Source organism: Bordetella sp. FB-8 (assembly GCF_000382185.1).
Classification (GTDB): Bacteria; Pseudomonadota; Gammaproteobacteria; order Burkholderiales; family Burkholderiaceae_B; genus Bordetella.
Window position 1 is genome coordinate 3,207,805 of sequence record NZ_KB907784.1, and the last position, 21,715, is coordinate 3,229,519.

The 21,715-nt window shown below is 62.4% G+C and carries 24 protein-coding genes; 10 read left to right on the plus strand and 14 right to left on the minus strand.

Going from position 1 to position 21,715, the window contains the following annotated elements; all coding sequences use genetic code 11:
• Positions 1–3: 3 nt before the first annotated feature.
• Positions 4–354 (minus strand): NAD(P)-binding domain-containing protein, encoded by a 351-nt coding sequence (locus H143_RS0115315; RefSeq protein WP_026350118.1) that lies wholly within the window; start codon positions 352–354, stop codon positions 4–6.
• Positions 355–453: 99 nt separating this feature from the next.
• Here H143_RS0115315 and H143_RS0115320 point away from each other — a divergent pair, with 99 nt between their 5' ends.
• Both H143_RS0115320 and H143_RS0115325 read left to right on the plus strand, forming a co-directional pair.
• Complete coding sequence (locus tag H143_RS0115320) at positions 454–1,368, plus strand: LysR family transcriptional regulator (protein ID WP_019939142.1); 915 nt, start codon at positions 454–456, stop codon at positions 1,366–1,368.
• Positions 1,369–1,498: 130 nt separating this feature from the next.
• The gene (locus H143_RS0115325; RefSeq protein WP_019939143.1) at positions 1,499–2,821 is read left to right on the plus strand and encodes a diguanylate cyclase; all 1,323 of its coding nucleotides are present in this window, start codon (positions 1,499–1,501) and stop codon (positions 2,819–2,821) included.
• A gap of 4 nt (positions 2,822–2,825) precedes the next feature.
• Here H143_RS0115325 and H143_RS0115330 read toward each other — a convergent pair whose 3' ends face one another.
• From H143_RS0115330 to ugpB, 4 genes are all read right to left on the minus strand, one after another.
• Positions 2,826–3,917: a sn-glycerol-3-phosphate import ATP-binding protein UgpC gene (locus tag H143_RS0115330; protein WP_019939144.1), complete on the minus strand. Its 1,092-nt coding sequence runs from the start codon at positions 3,915–3,917 to the stop codon at positions 2,826–2,828.
• Between the two features lie 24 nt (positions 3,918–3,941).
• Positions 3,942–4,784, minus strand: a complete 843-nt coding sequence (gene ugpE, locus H143_RS0115335) for a sn-glycerol-3-phosphate ABC transporter permease UgpE (protein ID WP_019939145.1) — start codon at positions 4,782–4,784, stop codon at positions 3,942–3,944.
• Between the two features lie 41 nt (positions 4,785–4,825).
• Entirely contained in the window at positions 4,826–5,707 is an 882-nt protein-coding gene (gene ugpA / locus H143_RS0115340) for a sn-glycerol-3-phosphate ABC transporter permease UgpA (RefSeq protein WP_019939146.1), read from the minus strand.
• A 135-nt stretch (positions 5,708–5,842) separates the two neighbouring features.
• Positions 5,843–7,153 carry a sn-glycerol-3-phosphate ABC transporter substrate-binding protein UgpB gene (ugpB, locus tag H143_RS0115345; RefSeq protein WP_019939147.1) on the minus strand — a complete coding sequence of 437 codons (1,311 nt, stop codon included), beginning with the start codon at positions 7,151–7,153 and terminating at the stop codon, positions 5,843–5,845.
• A gap of 308 nt (positions 7,154–7,461) precedes the next feature.
• Between ugpB and proC the strand changes: the two genes are divergently transcribed.
• Both proC and H143_RS0115355 read left to right on the plus strand, forming a co-directional pair.
• Positions 7,462–8,292, plus strand: a complete 831-nt coding sequence (proC, locus tag H143_RS0115350) for a pyrroline-5-carboxylate reductase (RefSeq protein ID WP_019939148.1) — start codon at positions 7,462–7,464, stop codon at positions 8,290–8,292.
• A 210-nt stretch (positions 8,293–8,502) separates the two neighbouring features.
• On the plus strand, positions 8,503–9,261 hold the full coding sequence (locus H143_RS0115355; protein WP_019939149.1) for a membrane protein: 759 nt from the start codon (positions 8,503–8,505) through the stop codon (positions 9,259–9,261).
• A 66-nt stretch (positions 9,262–9,327) separates the two neighbouring features.
• Here the strand turns inward: H143_RS0115355 and H143_RS0115360 are convergent, their stop codons facing one another.
• Together H143_RS0115360 and H143_RS0115365 are read right to left on the minus strand one after the other, a co-directional pair.
• Positions 9,328–9,942 carry a glutathione binding-like protein gene (locus tag H143_RS0115360; RefSeq protein WP_019939150.1) on the minus strand — a complete coding sequence of 205 codons (615 nt, stop codon included), beginning with the start codon at positions 9,940–9,942 and terminating at the stop codon, positions 9,328–9,330.
• 85 nt (positions 9,943–10,027) lie between these two features.
• Positions 10,028–10,408 carry a DUF423 domain-containing protein gene (locus tag H143_RS0115365; RefSeq protein ID WP_019939151.1) on the minus strand — a complete coding sequence of 127 codons (381 nt, stop codon included), beginning with the start codon at positions 10,406–10,408 and terminating at the stop codon, positions 10,028–10,030.
• Positions 10,409–10,465: 57 nt separating this feature from the next.
• On the opposite strand from H143_RS0115365, the gene ybaL reads away from it, so the two are divergent.
• The gene (gene ybaL / locus H143_RS0115370; protein WP_019939152.1) at positions 10,466–12,160 is read left to right on the plus strand and encodes a YbaL family putative K(+) efflux transporter; all 1,695 of its coding nucleotides are present in this window, start codon (positions 10,466–10,468) and stop codon (positions 12,158–12,160) included.
• On the opposite strand, the gene asd is transcribed toward ybaL, so the two are convergent.
• Positions 12,154–13,020, minus strand: a complete 867-nt coding sequence (gene asd, locus H143_RS0115375; protein WP_019939153.1) for an archaetidylserine decarboxylase — start codon at positions 13,018–13,020, stop codon at positions 12,154–12,156. The two genes, ybaL and asd, sit on opposite strands and share 7 nt — an antisense overlap.
• 81 nt (positions 13,021–13,101) lie before the next feature.
• Entirely contained in the window at positions 13,102–13,677 is a 576-nt protein-coding gene (locus H143_RS20850; protein ID WP_019939154.1) for a hypothetical protein, read from the minus strand.
• Between the two features lie 179 nt (positions 13,678–13,856).
• On the opposite strand from H143_RS20850, the gene H143_RS0115385 reads away from it, so the two are divergent.
• The 3 genes from H143_RS0115385 (at position 13,857) to mnmH (ending at position 15,919) form a co-directional block, all read left to right on the plus strand.
• Positions 13,857–14,519 carry a hypothetical protein gene (locus H143_RS0115385; protein WP_019939155.1) on the plus strand — a complete coding sequence of 221 codons (663 nt, stop codon included), beginning with the start codon at positions 13,857–13,859 and terminating at the stop codon, positions 14,517–14,519.
• A 142-nt stretch (positions 14,520–14,661) separates the two neighbouring features.
• On the plus strand, positions 14,662–14,817 hold the full coding sequence (locus tag H143_RS22525; RefSeq protein WP_019939156.1) for a hypothetical protein: 156 nt from the start codon (positions 14,662–14,664) through the stop codon (positions 14,815–14,817).
• A gap of 46 nt (positions 14,818–14,863) precedes the next feature.
• The gene (mnmH, locus tag H143_RS0115395; RefSeq protein WP_026350120.1) at positions 14,864–15,919 is read left to right on the plus strand and encodes a tRNA 2-selenouridine(34) synthase MnmH; all 1,056 of its coding nucleotides are present in this window, start codon (positions 14,864–14,866) and stop codon (positions 15,917–15,919) included.
• Between the two features lie 37 nt (positions 15,920–15,956).
• Here mnmH and H143_RS0115400 read toward each other — a convergent pair whose 3' ends face one another.
• Both H143_RS0115400 and H143_RS0115405 read right to left on the minus strand, forming a co-directional pair.
• Positions 15,957–16,166 (minus strand): hypothetical protein, encoded by a 210-nt coding sequence (locus H143_RS0115400; RefSeq protein ID WP_019939158.1) that lies wholly within the window; start codon positions 16,164–16,166, stop codon positions 15,957–15,959.
• A gap of 17 nt (positions 16,167–16,183) precedes the next feature.
• Positions 16,184–16,810, minus strand: coding sequence for a LysE family translocator (locus H143_RS0115405; RefSeq protein WP_026350121.1), 627 nt, complete (start codon positions 16,808–16,810; stop codon positions 16,184–16,186).
• Between the two features lie 133 nt (positions 16,811–16,943).
• Here H143_RS0115405 and H143_RS0115410 point away from each other — a divergent pair, with 133 nt between their 5' ends.
• Positions 16,944–18,275 carry a PLP-dependent aminotransferase family protein gene (locus H143_RS0115410; protein ID WP_019939160.1) on the plus strand — a complete coding sequence of 444 codons (1,332 nt, stop codon included), beginning with the start codon at positions 16,944–16,946 and terminating at the stop codon, positions 18,273–18,275.
• 12 nt (positions 18,276–18,287) lie between these two features.
• On the opposite strand, the gene H143_RS0115415 is transcribed toward H143_RS0115410, so the two are convergent.
• The 3 genes from H143_RS0115415 to H143_RS0115425 form a co-directional block, all read right to left on the minus strand.
• Entirely contained in the window at positions 18,288–19,508 is a 1,221-nt protein-coding gene (locus tag H143_RS0115415) for an alpha-hydroxy acid oxidase (protein WP_026350122.1), read from the minus strand.
• An 88-nt stretch (positions 19,509–19,596) separates the two neighbouring features.
• Positions 19,597–19,908 (minus strand): hypothetical protein, encoded by a 312-nt coding sequence (locus tag H143_RS0115420; RefSeq protein WP_019939162.1) that lies wholly within the window; start codon positions 19,906–19,908, stop codon positions 19,597–19,599.
• A 3-nt stretch (positions 19,909–19,911) separates the two neighbouring features.
• Positions 19,912–20,841 carry a DnaJ C-terminal domain-containing protein gene (locus H143_RS0115425; protein WP_019939163.1) on the minus strand — a complete coding sequence of 310 codons (930 nt, stop codon included), beginning with the start codon at positions 20,839–20,841 and terminating at the stop codon, positions 19,912–19,914.
• A gap of 204 nt (positions 20,842–21,045) precedes the next feature.
• On the opposite strand from H143_RS0115425, the gene H143_RS0115430 reads away from it, so the two are divergent.
• Positions 21,046–21,642 (plus strand): hypothetical protein, encoded by a 597-nt coding sequence (locus tag H143_RS0115430; protein WP_196801319.1) that lies wholly within the window; start codon positions 21,046–21,048, stop codon positions 21,640–21,642.
• The last annotated feature ends 73 nt before the right edge of the window (positions 21,643–21,715 follow it).

The following is a 21,715-nucleotide window of genomic DNA, read 5'->3' on the forward strand; positions in this document are numbered from 1 at the left end:
CCCTTATTTGGCGATCCAGCTCGGCGCGATCGAGGTACCCACGCCTGCGCCATACCCGAAGTAGATATTCAGGCCCGCCAGCGGTTCGAGATAGCGCGCATTTCTCAGACCACCGGCATCGACCGCACGGAATCCGAGGCTGTCGATGAGCGATTTGACCGTGCTCTTGGCCGCATCGCTGTCGCCGGCGAAAAAGACGCTGCCGCGCTGGCCATCGGCGAATGCGGGGCCGTCGTCCAGCGCCTGGGCCTTGGCTGCATTGCGCCCGGTGACGCGTACTTCGTGCCCCGCCTTGGTCAATTGTTTGACGAATGCCGAACCCATATTGCCGGTACCGACGACAGTAACTTTCATGATGTTCCGTGTTGGAAGGATCCGTACATTCTATTGACGATGAATTATTTAATAAATTAATATTTATAGGATTAATAATCCCATTTATCGAGACAATTGATGGATCGTAGCCTGGAAATGGCTGCCTTCGTGGCTGTTGTCGATGCCGGAAGCTTCGTCGGCGCGGCCGATATCATGCGCGTGTCCAAGGCAGCTGTGTCGCGCTATGTCGATTCTCTCGAGCAGCGGATCGGGGTGCGGCTGCTGCAGCGAACCACCCGGCGGCTGTCGTTGACGGAGGAGGGGCGCCTGTTTTACCAGAGGGCGCGCGACATACTCGGCGCGATTGACGATGCAGAGGCCGAGGCCAGTTCCCGTACCCATACGCCCAGCGGATTGATACGGGTCAATGTGCCGGTCAGTTTCGGCATATTGCACCTCGCATCCCTGTGGGGCGATTTCATGGCGACCTATCCGCAGATTGATCTGGATGTCACGCTGAATGACCGCGCCGTCGATCTGGTCGACGAAGGCTATGACCTGGCGGTCCGGATCAGCTCGCTACCCGATTCGTCCATGATCAGCCGCAAGCTGACCCACACGGATATGCTGGTATGCGCTTCGCCTGACTACCTGGCTCGCCACGGCGCGCCCAGTCATCCGCGCGAGCTAGGCGGGCATCCCGTGCTGGCCTATACGAATCTTGCAGGCCGCGACGAATGGCGCTTCGTCGGGCCGGACGGCGAGACCACGGTGAAAACCCGCGTGCGCGTGCATTCGAATAACGGAGACACCTGTCGCGCGATCGCGCTGCGGGGCGGCGGCATCATATTGCAGCCCAGTTTCATGATCGACCAGGATGTAAAGGAAGGCCGGCTGGTCAGGTTGCTGCCAGAGTATCGATCAGTCCAACTCGGTATTTATGCGGTGTATCCAAGTCGCAAGCAGTTGCCGCTCAAAGTGCGCTGCCTGATCGAGTTCCTGTCCGATGCGTTGCGTGTGCCGCCATGGCAGACGACCTGTGCGAGTCTGTAACGATGGCAATGCGGGCCGTCCGCGTCTTGCTCAAGACGTAATTTTCCTAGTTGATGCTGGCTATAATAAAAAGTAAATAGAAAATACCCGTCCTCGCCCCCCGCGCGGCTTAACTCACATTGAATCGCATTTGAAAATCCACTTGATTGCGTTGCGAGTCATCGCCAACGTACTCGATCAAATCGAAGTCGCCCTCTGCGTATTCGATGATCAAGATCAGGCGGTGCTTTGGAACAATAGCTTTCTAACGTTTTTTCCAGAACACGCCGGGCATGTCTATGTGGGGGAGCATTACCGCGAAAACTTGAGGCGCTTCTACCGGACACGGCTGTCGCCTGAGGAAGCCCCGATGCTGGAGCGTTATGTCGAAGAAGGCGTCGCGCGCCATCTTGCCCAGCAGCAAGCTTTCGAATTCGATCATTGCGGCTTGCGAATGCGTGTGGCCTCGTTGGAGCTGGGCAGCATTGGACGCATCAGAGTATGGCGAAAAACGGCGCCCCTGGAGTCTATCGAGAGACATAGACCGTCCCGATCCGATAGTTCCATCGATGCCGCGGACGTTCTGGAAAATCTAGCCGATGGTGCCTTGGCAGTAGACCAGGAAGACCGTGCCCTATGGGCGAACCAGCGATTTCATAGTTTGTATGGACTGCCGTTTTCGATGAATGTGCAAGGCTGGCGTTTCGAGGCACTGTACGAAGCTGCGTGGCAGGATGCCGATCCTTCGAAAGAGTATCGGGAGGGTTTGCGCGTGCTGCGGGAGCGGCGCCGCTTTTCCGGCGCGCCTTACGAGCTTGCCTTGCCAGGTCGTCGTTGGGTGCGCGTTTTGGAGCAGATCAGCACGCGAGCGGATGGCCAGGGATACTCCACGCACGTCGACATCACTGCGTTCAAGCGGCAGCAAGACGCGCTGGAACGCCTTTCGTTGCGGCTGGAATTGTTGGCGATCACTGACGCCTTGACGGGACTGTCCAATCGGCGCCGTTTTGACGAGGCGCTCAAGAGCGAATGGCAGCGAGCCTGTCGCGATAACACTTCTTTGTCTCTTGTTTTGATCGATGTCGACAACTTCAAGCGGATAAACGACGCGTATGGGCATCCCTACGGCGATGAAGTATTGAAAGCCTTGGCCCAACTGCTGATTCAGCACGCAGATGGGCCGGGAAGATTGATCGCCCGTTATGGCGGGGAAGAGTTTGCCGTGTTGTTACCAGGGGCTGTCCTGGATGAAGCCCAGGCGCTTGCTGAGCGTTTGCGGGTGCAGGTGCAGGCGGCGCTGTCGATGCTGGACCATGTCTCGGTTACGGTCACCATAAGTTGCGGCCTGAGCTGCGCTGCTCCGAGCGATCTGAGCGACAGAAGCGGCAGAAGCGACAGCCTGGTTGAACAGGCCGACGAGGCCCTGTACCGGGCCAAGCGCGCCGGACGCAACCGTGTGGTCTGTGCCCCGTGAAGGCTCAGAGATTGGCCACGCGCTTGCCGCTGTCGATTTCGAACCAGTGCATGGGATGCCGTCCGTCGGGTCCGAGGTCCAGCCGCGCTCCCGCCTGCAGCGGCGTTTCGGTCAGTTGTCGGGTCGTGCAACGCACGATCATCTGGTCGTTGCCGTAGCGGCAGTGCACCAATTGTTCCGAGCCCAGAGTCTCGATCATCTCGACCTCGGCTGACATGCCGCGGGTATTGAGGATCATGTATTCGGGCCGCAGGCCCAGGATCACCTTGCGGCCGCGCACGGCGGGCGGCACGCCGGTCGGCGGGATGTCCAGCGGTAGGCCGCCATCTGCGGTCTGCATGGTGCCATCGCCGGCCACCTGGACCTGCATCAGGTTCATGGGCGGCGAGCCGATGAAGCCGGCCACGAAGACGGAGGCGGGCTTTTCGAACACCTCGATCGGCGTGCCGATCTGCTCGGGCACGCCCTGGTTCATGACGATCATGCGATGGGCCAGCGTCATGGCTTCGACCTGATCGTGCGTGACGTACAGGCTGGTGGTCTTCAGGCGCCGATGCAGCTTGAGGATCTCCAGGCGCATGGCCACACGCAGCTTGGCATCCAGGTTGGAGAGCGGCTCGTCGAAGAGGAAGACCTTGGGTTCGCGCACGATGGCGCGGCCCATGGCCACCCGCTGGCGCTGGCCGCCTGAAAGGGCTCGCGGGCGGCGGTCGAGCAGCTTTGACAACTCCAGGATCTCGGCGGCGGTGTCAACGCGCCGCTTGATTTCTTCCTTGGGTAGCTTGCGCAGCTTCAGGCCGTAGGCCATGTTGTCGAACACGCTCATGTGCGGGTAAAGCGCGTAGTTCTGGAACACCATGGCGATGTCTCGGTCGGCGGGCTCCCGATCGTTCACCGTGGTGCCGTCGATCTGGATTTCGCCGCTGGTGATGCCTTCCAGGCCGGCGACCATGCGCATCAGCGTGGACTTGCCGCAGCCGGAAGGACCGACGATGACGATGAATTCGCCATCGGCGATCTCCATGTCGATGCCGTGAATCACCGCGATGTTGCCGGCGTAGGTCTTCTTGACGTTCTTGAAGCTCAGGGTGGACATGAGTATGGGTAAGCGCTCAGATGATTATTTTTCGGCGTCGACCAGGCCCTGCACGAACCATTTCTGCATAAGGATCACGACCAGCGCGGGCGGGATCATGGCGAGAATGGCGGTAGCCATGGTGATATTCCACTGCGTAACGTCGTCGCCGCCGGCGACCATGCGCCGTATGCCCACCACGATGGGATACATGTTTTCCTTGGTGGTGATAAGCAGCGGCCAGAGGTATTGGTTCCAGCCATAGATGAACTGAATGACGAACAGCGCCGCGATGCTGGTTTTGGATAGCGGCAGCAGAATGTCGTAGAAAAAGCGCATGGGGCCAGCCCCGTCGATGCGCGCCGCCTCGACCAGTTCGTCGGGAACAGTGAGAAAGAACTGGCGGAACAGGAAAGTGGCAGTAGCCGAGGCGATCAGCGGCAGGGCCAGGCCGGCATAGCTATTGAGCAGATGCAGATCGGCCACGACCTGGTAGGTGGGCGCGATGCGCACCTCGACCGGCAGCATCAAGGTGATGAAGATCATCCAGAAGCACAGCTTGCGGCCGGGAAAGCGGAAGTACACCACGGCGTAGGCCGAGACGATGGAAATGAGGATCTTGCCGATGGCGATGGACAGCGCCATGATCAGGCTCACCCACAGCATGCGACCCACCGGCGCGGCGCCAGCCGAGTTGGCGGTGATCGCGGTGACGTAGTTGTCGACCATGTGCGAGCCGGGCAGCAGCGACATCGGCGCGTTGGCGACCTCCTGCGCGGTCTGCGTGGACGCGATGAAGGTCACGTACAGCGGGAAGGCCACGATGATCAAACCGATGATCAGGATGGCGTGGGCCAGGAAATCGAGCCAGGGGCGGCGTTCTACCATGGGAGGCTAATCTAGTTCGTGGGCTGGGAGCCAGCAGGAGGTCAGTATTGGACCTTGCGATCGATATAGCGGAACTGCGCGATGGTCAGCAGGATGACGATGACCATCAGCACGACCGATTGCGCCGCCGACGAACTCAGGTTCAGCCCGTTGAAGCCGTCGTTGTATACCTTGTAGACCAGGATTTCGGTGGACGTGCCTGGGCCGCCCTGCGTGGTGGTGTCGATCACCGCAAAGGTATCGAAGAAGGCATAGATGACGTTGATCACCAGCAGGAAGAAGGTAGTGGGCGAGAGCAGGGGAAAGACAATGCTCCAGAAGCGGCGCGCGGGCGAGGCCCCGTCGATGGCGGCCGCTTCGAGCAGCGACTTGGGGATCGATTGCAGGCCTGCCAGGAAGAACAGGAAATTGTAGGAGATCTGTTTCCAGACCGCCGAGATGAGCACCAGGATCATCGCGTCCGTGCTGTCCAGGCGGGGATTCCAGGGAATGCCCAGGCTCTCGAGCGCCACGGCCAGAATGCCCACCGAAGGCGAGAACAGAAAAAGCCAAAGCACGCCCACCACCGCGGGCGCCACGGCGTAGGGCCAGATGAGCAGGGTCTTGTAGATGCTGGCGCCGCGGATCACGCGGTTGGCCATCACGGCCAGGAGCAATGCCAGGGACAGGCCGATGAAGGCCACCAGCACGGAGAAGACCGCGGTGGTTTCAAATGAATCGAGGTAAGCCGACTGCGAGAACAGGTCGGTAAAGTTTTCCAGGCCGACGAATTGCGTCGAAAGCCCGAATGCGTCCTGCAACTGCGTGGACTGCCAGATGGCTTCGCCGGCGGGCAGAAAGAAGAAGATGAACGTGACCAGCAACTGGGGCGCCAGCAGCAGATAAGGCAAGGTCTTGTGGCCGAAAACGACGCGTTTTTCCATGGGATAAGCCGGGTTTCAGGGCGGGCCGGCGACCCGATTGCCGCAAGCATAACCGTAAAAACAAGCCGCCTATTCGATCAATAGAATTAAAAAACGAGCGGGTCTTCCCGTTGGGAAAACCCGCCCGCGATGCACTTACTTCACGCTTTGCTGGAACTTCGCGAGCAGCGCGTCGCCGCGCTTGGTCATGTCCTGCAGGCCAGCCTTGGCGGTCATTTTGCCCGACACGATGTTCTCGATGTCGGCATCCTCGATGTCGCGGATCTGCGGCAGGAAGCCCAGGCGCACGCCGCGCGATTGCGCGGTGGTCTTGACGTTCAACTGCTGCACGCCCACCTCGGTGCCCGGATTCTTGTCGTAAAAGCCTTGCTGCTTGGTCAGCTCATAGGCAGCCTTGGTCACGGGCACATAGCCGGTGGCCTGGTGCCATTGCGCCGCGACCTCGGGGCTGGACAGGTACTTGAAGAACTTGGTGATTCCCTTGTAGACCTCGGGCGACTTGTGGGAGAAGACCCACAGCGAAGCACCGCCGATGATGGCATTTTGCGGTGCGCCCTTGACGTCGGCGTAGTAGGGCAGGGTCGAGATGCCGAACTTGAACTTGGCGTTCTGCACCAGGCTGGCGCGCAGACCCGACGACCCGGTGATCATGGCGCACTTGCCGCTTACGAAGAGCGCGTTGGGATCGTCGCCGCGGCCGCCGTACATGAAGATGCCTTCCTTGGCCCATTTGGCCAGGTTCTGCATGTGGCGCAGGACCAGCGGATTGTCGATGGCCAGGCGCGCGCCCAGGCCGCCAAAGCCGTTGTTTTCAGTGGCGTAGGGGATGTTGTGCCAGGCCGAGAAGGTCTCTAGCTGGATCCACGAGGGCCAGCTGGTGGTGTAGCCGCACTGCATGCCGGCAGCCTTGAGCTTGGCGCCGTCGGCAGCCAGTTCTTCCCAGGTCTTGGGCGGCTTATTGGGATCCAATCCGGCTTTCTGGAAGGCGTCCTTGTTGTAGTAGAACACCGCGGTCGAGCTGTTGAAGGGCATCGACTCCAGCTTGCCGTCGTTGGTCGAGTAGTAGCTCGCCACCGCGCCGATGAAGGTCTTGGGGTTGATCGGATCGCCGGCCTTCTCGGACATCTGTTGTACCGGCACGACAGCGCCCTTGGCGGCCATCATGGTTGCGGTGCCGACTTCGAACACCTGGAGGATGTCGGGGGCGCTGCCCGCGCGGAACGCGGCGATGCCGGCGTTCATGGTTTCGTTGTAGCTGCCTTTATAGACAGACTTGACGTCGTATTCGGGGTTGGCCTTGTTGAAGGCGGCGACAATGGCGTTCACGCGGTCGCCAAGCGGGCCTTCCATCGCGTGCCAGAACGAGATTTCGGTGACGGCCTGAGCCGAGGTGGCGGTGAGCGCGCCGGCGATGGCCAGAGCGGTGGCCAGACGTGAGAATCGCATTGCAACTTCCTCCTTGTGATGGCCGGCGCGGCGCGGGTTGCGGCGCGAACGGCGAGAGCTTGTGCCTAGGCCCGGTCGGGTCCCGATGCAGGCTGGCACTTTATGAATTGTTTATGACAACGGCGTGACTTTCACACCGGGGCGCTGGGCTGTCAATGGACTTTTTTCGCCGCGCCAACAGGCGTTTCAGCGGCATTCTGAGGCTTAATGCTTAAAATTTACTGAATTTAATTTGAATAAAATCGGGTTTACGGAATGGAAACTCGGGATTACTGGATAAACAGGGCGGGTATTAGAATTCTTTCACTATGGATAACCTCACTCTCGCATTCATCGGCGGCGGCAATATGGCCGCGGCTCTGGCTTCCGGTCTGGCGGGCAAGATCTGCGCGGCCGGCGACATCCACGTCCTCGACATTAACGAAGCCGGGCACGAGGCCTGGCGCGCACGCGGCATGACCACGGCGGTCCGGCCGGACGAGGCGCTGCGTCGCTGCAAGGCCTGGGTCTATGCGGTCAAGCCTCAGCACATGCGCGAGGCGGTATTGCAAAGCCGACCCTGGCTGGCGCCCGATACCCTGGTCATCAGTATCGCGGCCGGCATCCGTGCCGACACCTTGGCCGGCTGGCTCGGCGAGGCGGGCCAACCGTGGCAGCGGCTGGTGCGCTGCATGCCCAACACACCCGCGCTGGTAGGGGCGGGCATAACGGGCCTGGCGGCGATGCCGGGCGTGAACGAGGCCGACCGCTCGCTGGCGGCCCGCCTTCTAAAGTCGGTGGGAGACGTGGTGTGGGTGGACGGCGACGCAGGCCTGGATGCGGTTACGGCTGTTTCGGGTAGCGGCCCGGCCTATGTGTTCCTGCTGCTAGAAGCCCTGGCCGCGGCCGGGCAGGCAGTGGGGCTGACCGAGGCGCAGGCGCGGCAGCTGGCCCTGGCTACGGTGGCCGGCGCGGCCAAGCTGGCGGGACAGTCCGCCGACACGCCGGCGATCCTGCGCGAGAAAGTGACGTCCAAGGGCGGTACGACGGCGGCGGCCCTGGAGGTCTTCAAACAAGCGGGGTTTGCCGACATCGTACGCAACGCGGTGCAAGCGGCGGCACACCGCTCGCGGGAGTTGGCCGAAGATTTCGGCAAATAGGCAGCCGTCTCGCAAAACGCAAGATAACGCATGCTGGGGCCAGTGCCATTAAGCCATCTAACACCGCAACCCCACACTTGGCTAATTCAGTAAATGTCAAACACCTGCCGGCATCCCGGCAGAGCCGGGGGCAACCTATGCCTGAGCTAATTTTGGCCGGACAGACTGGTTCCCGAACGCACTTATTTCCAATGAAAACATTTACTGAAAATGAAAACATCCACTGAACAAGTTCTGGCCAAAGTTCCCGAAATTACGCTGGTTTTCTGGCTTATCAAGATCGCCGCCACCACGCTCGGCGAAACCGGCGGCGATGCGGTTTCGATGTCCATGAATCTGGGCTATCTGCTCAGCACGGGCATCTTCGCGGCGATCTTTCTGGCCTCAGTCACCGCGCAGGTCAGGGCCAAAGAGTTCCATCCCTTCCTTTATTGGATCACCATCATCGCCACCACCACGGTCGGCACGACCATGGCTGATTTCGCGGACCGATCGCTTGGAATCGGATACGCCGGCGGATCAAGCCTTCTGCTTGCCTTGCTGCTGGGCTCGCTGTTCGTCTGGCATCGCACCCTCGGCTCTGTATCGGTGAGCACCGTCAGTTCGCCCAAGGCGGAAGTCTTTTATTGGGTAACGATCATGTTCTCCCAGACGTTGGGTACGGCCCTGGGCGATTGGACTGCCGATACGGCTGGCCTTGGCTATACCGGAGCGGCCCTCGTGTTCGGCGGACTGCTTGCGCTGCTCGTGGCAGCCTACTACTGGACCCGCGTGTCCCGGACATTGCTGTTCTGGGCCGCGTTTATTTTGACTCGCCCGTTGGGCGCGGTGGTCGGCGATTTTCTGGACAAGCCACTGAACGCGGGAGGTTTAGCGCTGAGCCGTTATTGGGCATCGGCCGCGCTGCTTGCTTTCATGCTGGCTGCGGTCTTGCTGTTCAGGCAGCGGGCAGCCCGTACGGCACATTGAACGAAGGGCAATGCGGCCAGCCTCGTTTCAAGGACAGGCTGGCCGCACAGGCGCGGCGATTCTGTTTTATTCCAGTCCTTCCGCTTTGAGCGCGGCCGCGACACCGGAATCGGCCTTCATGCGCGCGTTGAACTTGGGCAGGTTGGCCAGGCCCGACAGGTCGATTTTCATGGCCTGGGCCCAGCGCAGCACCACGAAGAGATAGGCGTCCGCAGCGGTGCGCTTGGCGCCGGTCAGATAGTCGCGGCCTTCGAGACGGCCGTCGAGCATGGTGAAGTAGCCGAGCAGAATCTTGGCGGCCGAGGCCGCGAGTTCTTGCTGGGCCGCCGCGTCGGACACGAAGCGCGCGGGACCGAAAACCAGGCTGAAGGTTCGATGCAGGTCGGAGTTGATGAAGGCCAGCCAGCGCATGGTTTCGGCCAGGCTCTGGGGTGTTCCGTCGCCCAGCAGGCCCGCCTCGGGGTGCTTTGCGGACAAGTAGGAAAGGATGGCGAGGTTCTGGTTCAGGTCGAAGTCGCCATCGCTGATCGCCGGCACCGAGCCCATGGGGTTGATCTTGAGGTAATCCGGGGCCTTGATGGCCTGGCGGTCCATTTTCTGGGCTTCAAAGGGCTTGCCTATCCACTGCAGCGCGATGTGAATGGTGAGCGAGCAGGCGCCGGGCAAGTAATACAGCTTCATGATCTATCTCCTGTGGCATGAACATGCTGCCCGGTATGGTACGCCCTCGGGCGGTCGCTTGCAGGACGGCGCACATGTCACCGATTCATTGCGGAGCACGCCATACCGCCCAGGCCGTCATGGCCCAGGCCAGCAGGAAGGCCAGGCCGCCCAGCGGCGTAACCGCACCGAGCCAGCGGATGCCGGTCAGGGCGAGCATGTAGAGGCTGCCCGAGAACAGCACGATGCCGGCAAACATCAGCCACCCCGCGGCCCAGAGCAGACGGGCCTGCGGATGGCGGGCGCGCAGCCAGGCCACGGCGAATAGACCCAACGCATGGATGAGGTGATATTGCACGCCGGTCTGCCAGACGCCGAGCATGTCGGCATCGATGCGGCCCTTGAGGCCATGCGCGCCGAAGGCGCCGGCGGCGACGGCGACGATCATGCATAGCGCGGCCAGCACGCAGAGTTGACGTTCGGTCATGACAGGGATGGAAGTGAAGACAAACCCATTATGATGCGGAAATTCAACGGAGGCCGAATGGATCACAGCATTCCCCTGATCACCACTCTCGCCGAAGGCTTCGGCATGGCGCTGGTTCTGGGATTCGTGGCTGAGCGCATCAAGGTGCCGGCGCTGGTGGGCTATTTGCTCGCAGGCATTCTCATAGGTCCGGCTACGCCGGGTGTCGTGGCCGATGTGAAGCTGGCTTCGGAATTGTCGGAAATCGGCGTGATGTTGCTGATGTTCGGCGTGGGGCTGCATTTTTCGTTGCGGGACCTGCTGGACGTCAAGCGTCTGGCCGTTCCCGGCGCGGTGGTGCAGATGACGCTGGCTACCGCGATGGGCATGCTGATCGCCTGGTGGTGGGGTTGGAGCTGGGGCGGCGGATTGGTTTTCGGCCTGTCGCTGTCGTGCGCCAGCACCGTGGTGTTGCTCAAGGCGCTGGAGGCACGCGGCGCGCTGGAGACACAGAACGGCCGCATCGCCGTGGGCTGGCTGGTGGTGGAGGACTTGGCTACGGTGCTGGTGCTGGTGCTGTTGCCGCCTCTGGCCGGCGTGCTGGGCGGCCATGTGTTGGAGCAGAGCGCGACCGGCACGGCCTTGTGGTTGACCCTAGGCAAGACACTGCTAGAAGTGGCCGTGTTCATCGCACTGATGCTGGCCGTGGGGCGGCGAGCGCTGCCCTGGCTGCTGTGGCAGGTGGCGCGCACCGGCTCGCGCGAGCTGTTCACTCTGGCGGTCGTCGCCGTGGCCATCGGCATCGCCTATGGCGCGGCGCAGCTTTTCCACGTGTCGTTTGCACTGGGGGCTTTCTTTGCCGGTATGGTGATGCGCGAATCGGAATTCAGCCATCGCGCGGCCCAGGAGTCGCTACCCCTGCGCGACGCCTTTTCGGTGCTTTTCTTCGTTGCGGTCGGCATGCTGTTCGACCCGGCCATCCTGATCAGGGAACCCCTGCATGTGCTGGGCGTGCTACTGATCATCATGCTCGGCAAGTCGCTCGTGTCTCTGGCCTTGGTGCTGCTCTTGCGCTATCCACTGACGACGGCGCTGACAGTATCGGCAAGTCTTGCGCAGATCGGCGAGTTCTCTTTCATTCTTGCCGGGCTGGGCGTGGCGCTGGGCCTGCTACCGCCCGAAGGCATGAGCCTGGTGCTGGCCGGAGCGATTCTTTCCATCGCGCTCAACCCCATTCTTTTTGCCGTGATCGAACCGCTACGCAGAGTGATCCTGGCGCGCTGCGCACTGGCCCGCAAGCTCGAAGCCAGCGGCGATCCTTATGCCGAATTGCCTGAGAGCACCGCGCGCAAAAATCTGGATGGACAGGTGGTACTCGTCGGATATGGCCGGGTGGGACGGCACATCGCCGCCGAGCTGACCGCGCATGCCATTCCGATCGTGGTGGCCGACCAAAGTCGCGAGGTGGTCGAAGACCTGCGCCAGCAGGGCCAGGCGGCCGTTCTGGGCGATGCAGCCGAGCCGGGCGTGCTGATCCAGGCCCATATCGCTCACGCCGCCATGCTGGTGGCGACCGTGTCCGATGTGGTGGGCATGCGCAAGATGGTCGATACGGCGCGCACGCTCAACCCGCAAATAGAGATCGTTCTGGTCGCGCAAAGCGAAGACGAGATGCGGATGCTGCGCGACGAAAACATCGGCGAGGTATTCCTGGGCGACGAACAACTGGCCCGAGGCATGGCCGGGTACGTGCGGACGCGTTTCGCTCAATAGGACCGGGCTCGGCCTAATGCCTGGCCCATGCGCACGCCACCGCCCGGCGCGGCCAGGTCCGTCCAGTCCACCCAATCGGGTCCGAACAGGGCAAGCACGGTCGAACCCAGCAGGAAACGGCCCATTTCGGCACCTTGCGCCAATTGCATGGCTTTTTCGCCGTCATAGCGGGTAGCGATGACATCGGGCTGATGCGGCGCAATGCGGCCGGCCCAGACGGTTTGCATCGAACCCACGATCATGGCGCCTACCAGCACTAGCGCCATGGGCCCATGCTCGGGCGTATCGAATATACAGACCAGGCGCTCGTTGCGCGCGAAGAGACCTGGAACGTTGCGGGAGGTGAGCGGGTTGACTGAATACAGTTTTCCGGGCACGTAAATCATTTCGCGCAGGGTGCCGCAAACCGGCATGTGCACGCGATGATAGTCTCGCGGCGAAAGATAAATGGTGGCGAAGTTGCCGTTTGCGAACGGCGCGGCGCGGCCGGCATCGCCGCCCAGCAGATCGATCAGGTCAAAGTAGTGATCCTTGGCCTGAAAGATGCGGCCTGCGACGATACGCCCGGCCTGACTGATGCTGCCGTCGGCCGGACTGAGCACTGCCCCTGGCTCGGCATCCAAAGGCCGTGCCCCGGGCTTGAGGGCGCGGGTGAAAAAGTCGTTGAAACTGTCGTAGGCCAACGGCTCTACGATCTGCGCTTCGCCCATGTTCACGTCGTATTGGCGGACAAAATGGCCGATGAGCGCATTCTTGACCCAGGGCGTGCGGTTCGAGGCCAGTCGGCCAGCCAGGCGCGAGATCAGATGATGCGGGGCCAGATGCTGGCAAGCGAGAAAAAGGGAGTCCGAGAAAGACATGACGGCAGACGTAGATCGCGCCTGCCGGATGCGGGCGCCGAAAGTGCAGTGTAGCGCGCAAGACGTGTCAGAAAGACGCCGTCAGTGGTTGCCTTTCTCTTGAAAATGCCGTGTGAAATCCTGCCCCAGCGTGTTGAAGTCCGGGCCACTCAAGGCTTCCGTGGCCGCTGCGGCGTTCCGGATGCTGATGATCTCTTCGAGAGTCTGGACCGGCGTGTCGGGCGGAATAAGCACGACCTTTTCTCGGTCGATGCTGCGCGGGGTCGACAGCTTCTGGCGGCGCGAGGCGGTGTAGTTGAGCAGCACCGACATGGCGGAACTCTTGTCCTGTATCCATTGCGTACGTTTGCGCAGCAGCCTGATGGCCTGCTCGGCGGACCCCAGGCGATAGGACAGATGCTCGATCTCGACACTGGCCTTGCTGTCGAACTGCTCCTCGGTCAAGTGGACGACGCCGACGGCCTCCATATTGCTGGTATCGAAGTCGACCCGGTATACGAATTTCAAGTCGTTATACGGATCCCGGACCACGAGCAGCCTGTCGCCGGAATAATCGTTTACGAGGCCGATGACGGCGGATTCGATCAGGCGGCCGCCATTATCTCCCTCGGTATAGAGAAAGATGGTGTGGCGGGGAAGTGCGATTTCGTCATTCATGGTTTTTTTGCTTCGTACGCAACAGATTTTGCATACAGTGGGATTGTCGGATTTTGTCCTCCTGGCGTCCAGCGGAAGATGGCCTTGCGGATGCATGTCATGCGGCTGTCAGTGCGGGAGCGGAACATCACCTGACTATCCTTTTCATTTACGGCGTGGGAATGACTCGGGAGCACCCCATGATTTACCTTTTACGCAGCCTGGCGGCGGCGGCCACGCTGGCCGCCGCCGTATCGGCACAGGCCCAGTCCGCGACGCCCGCGCTGAAGGTGCGCGGCACGATTGCTCAGGTTGGCGTCCACACGCTGACGCTCAGGCAGGCCGAGGACGGCAGGCCGGTCACGCTGGTGGTGCCGGCCAATGCAGCGATACGGTCGGTGTCACGCGCCAGTCTGGCCGACATCAAACCTGACAGTTTCATCGGCACGGCGGCGACGCAGCGCTCCGACGGCACGCTCAAGGCGCTGGAGGTACACATCTTCGCTCCCAGCCTGCGCGGCTCGGGCGAAGGCTTCAGGCCCTGGCGCAGTGCCGGCGGCGTGGCGGGCACGATGACCAATGGCACGGTGGGATACATGACCAACGGCAGCATGGTCAACGGCACGGTGGGTGCCACCGCCGCAGGGCAGGGCGCCAGGATGTCCATGGTGGTCAAGTACCAGGGCGGCCAGCAGACAGTGGCGGTGTCGCCCGACGTGCCCGTGGTCTACCTGGCGCCGGGCAAACGCAGCCTGCTCAAGCGCGGCGTGGCCGTACTAGTGTTCGCGACCCGCGGCGCAAAGGGCGTGCTGATCGCCCGTTCGGTCATCGCTGGCCAAGGCGGCATCGCCCCTCCTATGTAGGAACCTTGGCCGTACGATGAGGTTCCATGGCATAAGCAAATTCGCAGGCCGGTCATATCGATCTAATCATCGATTCGTTCTTGCGCTGCGCGCCTCTGCCTAGAATCGTCTGCATCCCCACTCGTCGCATGCGGGCAGTTCCATGAAAATTTTTCCCTCCTTGCGCATCGCGATGCGCATTCTCGGGGTCTGCGTGATCGCCTGGGCCGCCCTGCATCCAGCCGCAGGGGCATCCAACGCCGCCGTGTCCGCAACGGCCGGCGCGCAGGTGGCCTCGACGGCCGCGCCGGGCACCTAGACCCTGACAGACATCCGTGCGGGAACGGGACCCTATAATCCCCAGCGTGAGCCACAATACACCCATTACCGTGCATGATATGCAGGGGTTCGACGCCCTGATCGATGCGCGCTCTCCCGCTGAATTCGCGCTCGATCACGTGCCGGGCGCCATCAACTGCCCGGTGCTCGACGACCAAGAGCGCCGCATCGTGGGCACGCTCTATGTTCAGCAATCGGCATTCGAGGCCAGGCGTGTCGGTGGCGCCATGGTGGCCGCCAATATCGCCCGCCACTTGCGCGAACAATTTCACGACAAACCCAAGAATTGGCGACCGCTGGTCTACTGCTGGCGCGGCGGCATGCGCAGCGGCAGTTTCGTGACTTGGTTGCGCCTGGTGGGCTGGGACGCGCAGCAGCTCAAGGGCGGCTACAAGGCCTGGCGCGGGCATGTCATTGCCAGCAGCGCAGGCCTGGCCGTGACGCTGCCGCTACGGGTGCTGTGCGGTCCGACGGGAAGCGCCAAGACGCGCGTGCTGCATGAACTGGCGCGGCTGGACGAGCAAGTGCTGGATCTCGAGGGACTGGCCGGGCATCGCGGCTCGGTGCTGGGCTCCATTCCCGGCGTGGAGCAGCCTTCGCAGAAGCGGTTCGAGACTTTGCTGCACGCGGCTATGTCGTCTTTCGATCTTGCGCGGCCGGTATGGGTTGAAGCCGAAAGCCGCAAGATAGGACGGCTGAGCCTGCCCGAATCCCTGGTGTCCCGTCTGAGGACCAGCCCCGTGGTGGAGATCCTGGTTTCCCTGGAGGCACGCCTGGACTATCTGCTGCGCGATTATGCTTGGCTGGGTGACGACCCCGAAGGCCTGTGCGCCAAGATCGGCGGTCTGAAGGGTTTGCTGCCTAACGAGACGCTGAGCCGCTGGCAGGCTTGGTCGCGCGAGCGGGCGCTGCCGGCCTTGTTCGGGGAAATGATGGCTTTGCATTACGACCCGCTCTATGCGCGTTCGCAGAACCGCAATTACCAGCGCCTGGACCAGGCGGTGCAGGTGCGCGCGCAAGACCTTACGGATTCCGGCATCGAAGACCTTGCGCGCCGGATCGCGGCCTTGGCCGCCGTCTGAACGGCCGGGCATTCGGCCGGCCCGTAGCCGTATCGCATCACCACCAGCCATTCTGCGAATGCAGCGAGCGTATGCGGGCCTCGAATGCGGCGATGTCGCGCGCATCGCGCAAATACTGCATGGCGCGCCGATCGTGGGCTTGGGTGACGGAAAGCTCCATGAAATCCTTCTCTGCATGCGGCGGGTGCGCCTGGCAGCGCGGCGAGATGCGGCTCCAGAAGAAACTGAAAAACATCGGCAGTGCCATGGTGGGTACCTCCCGTTTCAAGTGGATTTGGACAGCAGGGCTAGACGCAGGGCCAGCAGCGCGAAGACCACGGCCTGCGCGCGCGACCCCAGTTTGCCCGCGCCGGCATTGAGCAGTTTTCTCGTCGAGGCGCTGAGCACACCGAGCAGCGCGTGAAATATCAGGCTGGCCGCAGCGAGCAGGCAGCCGAGAATGACAATCTGCAAGGGCACATGGCCGCGCGCCGGTTCGACAAATTGCGGCAGAAACACCATGTAAAAGAGCATGGCCTTGGGATTGAGCAGACTGTTGACCGCCGAGCGGACGAAGATGCGCAACGCCGGTTGGCTGGCCGGCGTGCCGCCGGGCTCAGACTTGGCGCACTGGCGCAGTGTCTGGCGGGCCAACCACAACAGGTAGATTGCGCCGACGTAGCGGATCAGGTCGAAGGCAGGCGGCCAGGCGGCGATGGCCGCGGCAAGACCGGCCGCCGTCAATGCGGTATAGATCAGATCCGCCAGACCGATACCCAGCGCGGCGGCGAGTCCCGCGCGCGAACCTTGGGCCGCGCCATGGCTGACGACAAAGGCCATGTTGGGGCCGGGAGACAACAGCAATGCCAGGCTGGCAGCGGAAAACAGGATGAGCGTGGAGGCGGAGATCATCATGACAGCTCCAGAAAGCGTCGTACCGAATTCGGGCTTTCAGCGTATGCTCTTAATACAGAACAACAAAGAAATTGTTCTAAATACAAAATGTTCTAGATACAAGTCTCTTATCCTGTACCGGTTGCCTGCCATGCGCGAACCCCGCTATAAATCCATCGTCGATGATTTCACCGCGCGTATCCGTTCCGGAAAATTGACGCCAGGCACGCAGTTGCCCACCACGCGCGAACTGATGCGGCAATACAGCGTTGCACTGGCCACCGCATCAAGGGTCTATGCCGAGCTGGGCGAAATCGGCCTGGTGGTGGGCGAGACGGGGCGCGGTACCTTCGTGCGCGACACTACGCTCGCTCGTACCATGGGGCTGGAGCAGCGTCCGGTGCGTTCGGGCGTGGTCGACCTGAGCCTGAATCACGCCTTGTTGCCGGGGCAGGACGAAGTGCTGCGCTGCGGCCTGCGGGCCATGGCGGCCGCGGGCGACCTCGATGCCTTGCTGCATCCGGCACCGCATGGTGGGCGGGCGCACGAGAGGCAGATGTTCGCGCGACATCTTCGCAATCGCGGCATCCGGGTGCCGGGCAGTCAGGTGCTGATCGTCAACGGTGCACAGCAAGGCCTGTCCGTGGCGATCATGGCCATGTTCCAGCCGGGAGACGTGCTGGCCATCGACGAGTTGACCTATCCCGGCATGAAGAACCTAGCCCAGCAAGCCCGCCTGGATATGGTCCCGGTGCCGCAGCGCCCGAGGCATGGCGGAATGGATCTGGATCGCCTGGAGGCCTTGTGCCGCAAGCGCCCGGTGCGCGGTATCTACATCATGCCCACGCTGCACAATCCCCTGGGCCTGGTGATGTCGCAGACCGACCGTCTGCAACTGGCCGCGATGGCCGAAAAGTACGGCTTCATCATCATCGAGGACGGCGCCTATGCTTTTCTGGCGGAGCCTGCGCCGCCGCCCATTTTCACACTGGCGCCGCAGCGCACGATCTACGTCTGCGGCCTATCCAAAAGCGTGGCCTCGGGCTTGCGGCTCGGATTCATGGCCGTGCCGCCCGAATGGATCGCCGATGTCCAATACGCCATCCGGGTTTCGACCTGGACGGCCTCGTCACTGAGCATCGCACTGGCCTGCCTGTGGATAGACGACGGCACCGTCGATCGGCTGGAGGACGGCAAGCGCAAGGACGCGCGCCGCCGACAGACTCTGGCCCGCCGCGTCTTGAAGGGCGTCGATGTCCACAGCCATCCATCGTCCTACTTCCAATGGCTGAGCCTGCCGCCGGACATGCGGATAGACCAGGTCGCGGCCAGCCTGGAGCGTCAAGGCATACTTGTGGCCACGTCCGAGCCGTTCGCCACGTCCATGCGCGTGCCGCACGCCATGCGCATCGTGCTCAGCGGGATCGCGACGGACGCGCTGCAAGACGTGCTGCGCAAGGTGCGCCGCGAGATACTGGGCTGAAAGAGCGGCGAGCTACCGGATGCGCACCAACGTGTCGGGCCCCAGTTCGCTGCAGGCATTGGCGCCCAGCATCGCCATATTGCGGTCGATCTCCTCGCGCAGCAGGCCGATCGCGTGCGCCACGCCGTGCGCGCCGGCCACTGCCAGCGCATAGCCGAAAGGCCGGCCGAGGAACACCATCCGCGCGCCCAGCGAGATCGCTTTCAGCACATCCGAGCCGCGGCGAAAGCCGCTGTCTATCATCACCGGATAATCCGGGCCCAGATTTTCAACGGCCGTCTTCAAGACGCGCATCGGCGAGATCGCGCCGTCCAGCTGCCGTCCGCCGTGATTGGAGAGTATGACGCCGTCCGCGCCATGCTCGCGCGCGGCCAGGGCGTCATCCACGCTCAGGATGCCCTTGACCACCAGATTGCCTTGCCACTGCCGGCGAATGACGCGCAAGTCGGCCCAGCTAAGATGATCGCGCGCGGTGAAGTCGCGCGTTACCTTGGACGATACGATAGGTGCGCCGCGCGTCGCGTAGGAATTCTCGAAGTGCGGCATGCCGTGTTTGAGCAGCGTGCGTGCGAACGTGCCGAACAGCCAGCGCGGCCGCGTCAAGCCGTCCCAGATCAGGCGCAGGCTGGGACGCAGCGGCGTGGAAAATCCGCTGCGCACATTGTTTTCCCGATTGGCCCAGACCGGCAGGTCCACGGTTACGACCAAGGTGCGGTATCCGGCTTGCGCCACGCGCTCGATCAGGGCGCCACGGCGCTCGGCGTCGCCCGGAAGATAGGCCTGGAACCACGTCGCGGGAGCCGCCTGCGCGACCTCTTCGAGCCGAATCAGCGACGATCCGCTCATGATGGAGGTGATGCCGGCCGCCTGGGCCGCGCACGCCAGCACGATATCGCCGCGGTAAGCGGACAATGCGTTGATACCCATGGGCGCGATGCCGAAGGGGGAGGAAAGCTGCTGCCCGAATATTTCGATCGTTTGCCTGCGGGCCGACACATTGCGCAGCACGCGGGGCACGAAACCGTATTCTTCGAAGACGGCGCGGTTTTCGTCGCGCGAGCGATTGTCTTCCGCCGCGCCGCTCACATAGCCAAAGATAGGGCGAGGCAGAACCCCGCGTGCTGCAGCCTCGAAATCGTGCAGGCTGAGCATTTTTTCCAATACGCGCGGCTTTTTTTTTCCTGCCGGTGCAAGGCGGGGCCGAGGATCGACAGCAGGGTCGGCAATGCGCATCTGTTGGGTTCCTTCCAAACGAGCCGACATTCTATGCCGCCATCCGGGTCCATCCGCAAAAGACCGCGCCGAATGACCCGCGGACCCGTCAATTTTCCCGATCCATCGCCCGCTGTCTGGTTCGCAACCGGTCCATTTCCTCGAGCATATCCGCCACCAGCGCCGCCAGCTCCGGTACCGCGTCGTAGCCGCGCTCGATGTGGATCATGCGGCGGGCCCGGCGCAGGTGCAGGCTGCTGAACCGCTGCGTGCTGATGGCCACGCTGCCATCGCTGAAGAGGCCGGCCTGCATGCGTTCAACCACCCAGTCGGGTCCGACGCCGCAGGCGTGGGCCAGCTCTTCAAGCGTGAGGGTTTCGTCGTCGAGCAAATGACCGATGAGGACGTCATGGGGTTGCATGGCTCACGCTCCTTGGCGTTGGCGCGGATTGAAAGGCATCTCGCGCGCCATCGTCTCGTAGAGTTGACGTGCTTTGTCGCTGTCGGCGGGAGGCAGCACGACTTCGAGCACAAGGTAGAAGTCACCGGCCGGCTCGCCCGGCAGGCCGCGGCCGCGCAGGCGCAGCTTGCGGGCATTCTGGCTGCCGGAAGGCACTTGAACGTCAAAGGTGCCGGCAGGGGTCGTCGCGGTAATCGAGGCGCCCAGCGCGGCCTCCCATGGAGCCACGGGCAGGGCGCTGTACACATCTGCCCCCTCAACGCGGTAGCGGACGTCGGGACGAAATTGCACTTCCAGGTACAGGTCGCCGGCGGGGCCGTCTCCCATTCCCGCGCCTCCCTTGCCACGCAGACGGATATGTTGTCCCTCGCGAATGCCCTTGGGTATGCGTACATCGAGCGTATGTTCTTGGCGCGTGACCTGTCCCTGCGCGTCGATCGCCGGTTGTTGCAGGGTGATGGTGCGCGTGGCTCCTTGATAGCTGTCGGCCAGATCGATCTGGATCCGTGCATGGCGGTCCTCGCCCTGAACGTGCCGGCCACGGGGCTGGCCGCGCGGGGCGCCGCGACCGAAGAGGTTGGTGAAAAAGTCGCTGTAGTCGCCGTCCTGGGCTCCACTGCCGGAGAACTCATAGCCCGTGTTCCAGTCAGGAGGAGGGCGGAAGTCCTGGGCGCCGTGCGGATGGCTTGCCAACTGGTCGTAGGCGCTGCGCTTTTCCGGGTCGCTCAGAACATCGCGCGCTTCATTGAGATCCTGCATGCGCGCCTGGGCGTCGGGTTCCTTGCTCACGTCGGGATGGTATTTGCGCGCAAGCCGGCGGTAAGCGGTACGAATATCGTCCGCGGAGGCCGTCTTTTCTACGCCGAGAATCTTGTAGTAGTCCTTGAAGTCCACTATTTATTCCCCTTCAGATGATCGACTGGGCCGCGCGCCGGCAAATTCTTCGCTGTTCGCGCCCCTAGTCTAGTGCAATGATCGGTGCGCTTGCCAGTTAACGACCGATGTCCGCGTGGAAAACGTCTGCGTCTGCGCCGGCCTGTGCATAAAATGATGCCGGCGCCGTGCCCACGCGCGCCGGTTCCGTCTTCCAGGAAAATCGTGGTGGTCTATTGGTATGCAACAACGCTGGCCTGTGCTGTGTTTGCGGCCACGAGCATCGATGATTTCCTGTTTGTCGTCTGCATGCTGTCGGGTATCGGCGCACGGCCCAAAGCCGTGATGCGGGCCAAACTGGTCAATGCCTTGCTTGTTGTCGCGATTGCCGCGCTGCTTGCGCTGGGCGCCGGGCATGCCGGCGGCAACGCGGGCGGCCTTTTCATTGGGGGGCCGGCCGTCGCCCTGGGCATCTATAAGCTGGCCCGGAGCCTGGGCGCACGGCGTGCCGTTGATGCTTGCGTAGGGCCGCGCCTGACCGGCAACCAGTCGTTCTGGAATTGTTCTCTCGTTTTTGCCGCGGGCAGCGTCGACAATATCGTAGGTTACTCCGCGCTTTTTTCTGGCTTCGCGGCCCCCGTCACGGCCGTGAGCATCGGAGTCATTCTGGTCTTGAGTGTCGCGCTTTGCGCCGTTGCGTATTGGGCCGTGACGGCCCGATGGCGCCTATTTCGGCGATGGCAGGCCTGGCGAATCGATGGTTTGGTTCCCTACCTGCTGATCTGTCTGGGTATCCGCAACCTCGTGGCTGCCTATTTATGATCCCGCCCGCGGTGGGGAAAGCCCCCTCCGAAGGCGGGAAACGCAACTTGCGGCAGGGTATTTAGTCCCGCTT

Coding starts and splice junctions, on each gene's coding strand:
- H143_RS0115400 (WP_019939158.1), bottom strand. CDS start 16,166: ATGGCACTGCCGATGTTTTTCAGTTTCTTCTGGAGCCGCATCTCGCCG.
- ugpB (WP_019939147.1), bottom strand. CDS start 7,153: ATGCGATTCTCACGTCTGGCCACCGCTCTGGCCATCGCCGGCGCGCTC.
- H143_RS0115420 (WP_019939162.1), bottom strand. CDS start 19,908: ATGCAACCCCATGACGTCCTCATCGGTCATTTGCTCGACGACGAAACC.
- H143_RS0115330 (WP_019939144.1), bottom strand. CDS start 3,917: ATGTCCACCCTGAGCTTCAAGAACGTCAAGAAGACCTACGCCGGCAAC.
- ugpE (WP_019939145.1), bottom strand. CDS start 4,784: ATGGTAGAACGCCGCCCCTGGCTCGATTTCCTGGCCCACGCCATCCTG.
- H143_RS0115365 (WP_019939151.1), bottom strand. CDS start 10,408: ATGACCGAACGTCAACTCTGCGTGCTGGCCGCGCTATGCATGATCGTC.
- H143_RS0115415 (WP_026350122.1), bottom strand. CDS start 19,508: ATGCGCATTGCCGACCCTGCTGTCGATCCTCGGCCCCGCCTTGCACCG.
- H143_RS22525 (WP_019939156.1), top strand. CDS start 14,662: ATGAAAATTTTTCCCTCCTTGCGCATCGCGATGCGCATTCTCGGGGTC.
- H143_RS20850 (WP_019939154.1), bottom strand. CDS start 13,677: ATGAATGACGAAATCGCACTTCCCCGCCACACCATCTTTCTCTATACC.
- H143_RS0115385 (WP_019939155.1), top strand. CDS start 13,857: ATGATTTACCTTTTACGCAGCCTGGCGGCGGCGGCCACGCTGGCCGCC.
- H143_RS0115320 (WP_019939142.1), top strand. CDS start 454: ATGGATCGTAGCCTGGAAATGGCTGCCTTCGTGGCTGTTGTCGATGCC.
- ybaL (WP_019939152.1), top strand. CDS start 10,466: ATGGATCACAGCATTCCCCTGATCACCACTCTCGCCGAAGGCTTCGGC.
- H143_RS0115410 (WP_019939160.1), top strand. CDS start 16,944: ATGCGCGAACCCCGCTATAAATCCATCGTCGATGATTTCACCGCGCGT.
- asd (WP_019939153.1), bottom strand. CDS start 13,020: ATGTCTTTCTCGGACTCCCTTTTTCTCGCTTGCCAGCATCTGGCCCCG.
- proC (WP_019939148.1), top strand. CDS start 7,462: ATGGATAACCTCACTCTCGCATTCATCGGCGGCGGCAATATGGCCGCG.
- H143_RS0115405 (WP_026350121.1), bottom strand. CDS start 16,810: ATGATCTCCGCCTCCACGCTCATCCTGTTTTCCGCTGCCAGCCTGGCA.
- H143_RS0115360 (WP_019939150.1), bottom strand. CDS start 9,942: ATGAAGCTGTATTACTTGCCCGGCGCCTGCTCGCTCACCATTCACATC.
- ugpA (WP_019939146.1), bottom strand. CDS start 5,707: ATGGAAAAACGCGTCGTTTTCGGCCACAAGACCTTGCCTTATCTGCTG.
- H143_RS0115315 (WP_026350118.1), bottom strand. CDS start 354: ATGAAAGTTACTGTCGTCGGTACCGGCAATATGGGTTCGGCATTCGTC.
- H143_RS0115355 (WP_019939149.1), top strand. CDS start 8,503: ATGAAAACATCCACTGAACAAGTTCTGGCCAAAGTTCCCGAAATTACG.